This window comes from Streptomyces hainanensis, from assembly GCF_004348415.1.
Taxonomy (GTDB): Bacteria; Actinomycetota; Actinomycetes; order Streptomycetales; family Streptomycetaceae; genus Streptomyces; species Streptomyces hainanensis.
On sequence record NZ_SMKI01000782.1, the window covers coordinates 1 to 1,765 of the forward strand.

2 protein-coding genes are annotated in these 1,765 nt (G+C 69.5%); one reads left to right on the forward strand and one right to left on the reverse strand.

The window, feature by feature from the left end:
* Positions 1-120: 120 nt before the first annotated feature.
* Positions 121-657 (reverse strand): YbhB/YbcL family Raf kinase inhibitor-like protein, encoded by a 537-nt coding sequence (locus tag E1283_RS35875; RefSeq protein ID WP_132822345.1) that lies wholly within the window; start codon positions 655-657, stop codon positions 121-123.
* Positions 658-752: 95 nt separating this feature from the next.
* Between E1283_RS35875 and E1283_RS35880 the strand changes: the two genes are divergently transcribed.
* Positions 753-1,430, forward strand: coding sequence for a DNA-3-methyladenine glycosylase (locus tag E1283_RS35880; RefSeq protein ID WP_132822346.1), 678 nt, complete (start codon positions 753-755; stop codon positions 1,428-1,430).
* Positions 1,431-1,765: the final 335 nt, after the last annotated feature.

Sequence of the window (1,765 nt, forward strand, 5' to 3'; positions counted from 1 at the left end):
CACCCCGCCCCCGCGGCGGGCTGGCTCCACTGTGCCCCCGGCCTGCCGGGCGGACAATGGAATTTTCCGGGGATGTGACGCGAAACCCGGTGGGCGGGGCGGCGAACGGAAGATGACGCGTCAGCCGGCCGGAACCTCGTACTCACCGATCAGCTGCGCTCGACCGATCGCGTGGAAACGCAGATTGAATCCGACGTACGCCGGCGTCGCGTTCTCGTCGGGCCCCAGCCGCTCGTCGTCCACGGCGTACACGGTGAAGACATAGCGGTGCGGCCCGTCGCCGGGCGGCGGCGCCGCGCCCCCGAAGTCCCGGGTGCCGTAGTCGTTGCGCACCTGCACCGCGCCGTCGGGGAGCCCGGCCCCGTCCACGGTGCCGACACCGGCCGGCAGCTCGGTCACCGTCGCCGGGATGTCGAACACCACCCAGTGCCAGAAGCCGCTCCCGGTCGGCGCGTCCGGGTCGTAGCAGGTGACCGCGAAGCTCCTGGTGGACTCGGGGAAACCCGACCAGCTGAGCTGCGGTGACCGGTTGCCAGCGGCGTGGACCTGGTCCTCCTTCAGCCGCTCGCCCTCCCGCACGTCGTCGCTCACCACCGTGAACGAGGCGACCGGCGGGTGAAAGTCGTGCGGAAGCGGTCGCCGGGCCGGTCCGGACATAACGGAACCTCCTCGTCGGGGGGAAAACTCGGCGAGGCTAGCCTAGTCAGCGTGATCAGGCCCGTACCCCCGGCCGACGACCGCCGGGAGCAGCGATGACCGAGCAGACCGATCAGGCTGCACAGCCGCTGCCGCGCGAGTTCTTCGATCGACCGGTGCTCGAGGTCGCCCCCGACCTGCTCGGCCGGACCCTGGTCAGAACGACCCCGGACGGCGTCGTCGCGGTACGACTGACGGAGGTGGAGGCGTACGCGGGGGAGATCGACCCCGGGTCCCACGCCTACCGCGGCCGCACCGCCCGCAACGCCACGATGTACGGACCCCCCGGGCATGTGTACGTCTACTTCACGTACGGCATGTGGCACTGCATGAACCTGGTCTGCGGCCCCGAGGACCACGCCGGCGCCGTACTGCTCCGGGCGGGCGAGGTGCTCGACGGCGCCGAGCTGGCGCGGGCCCGCCGCCCCAAGGCCCGAGGCGACGCGGAACTGGCCAGGGGGCCGGCCAGGCTCGCCACCGCGCTCGACGTGGACCGGGCCCTGGACGGCGACGACGTCTGCGGGCCCGATCCCGAGGCACCGCTGCGCGTCCTGCGCGGCACCCCGGTGGAGCGCGAGCGCGTGAGCGCCGGCCCCCGCACGGGGGTGTCGGGGCCCGGTGGCGTCCACCCCTGGCGCTTCTGGATCACCGACGACCGCACGGTCAGCCCGTACCGGGCCCACCAGCCCAAGCGCCGACCTGCGCGACTTGACTCGCGCGTAGTGAGCTCGTAACGTAGGTCGAGTCGCCTGAAGCGGGGCAAGATCATCAGGGCGGTCGAAAGACCAGCGGATGAGTCCCGTAGGCGGCCAACCACCTAGCAACAACCTCCCTTCCGAGGGGCTGATTTTCGCACGCCGAAAATCGGGTTCGGGAGACCGGATTAGGAAATAGTCCGGAGGTTGGCTAAGCTGGTGAACACCGAAGGGAAGCCCGGAGGAACCCGAGAGGGAGCCGAAGGAAGCGTCCGTTCCTTGAGAACTCAACAGTGTGCCAAATAGTCAATGCCAGATTTTTTGAAGTTGGATCCAAGATCCAAGCTTTCAGTGAAGCATTCACGGAGAGTTTG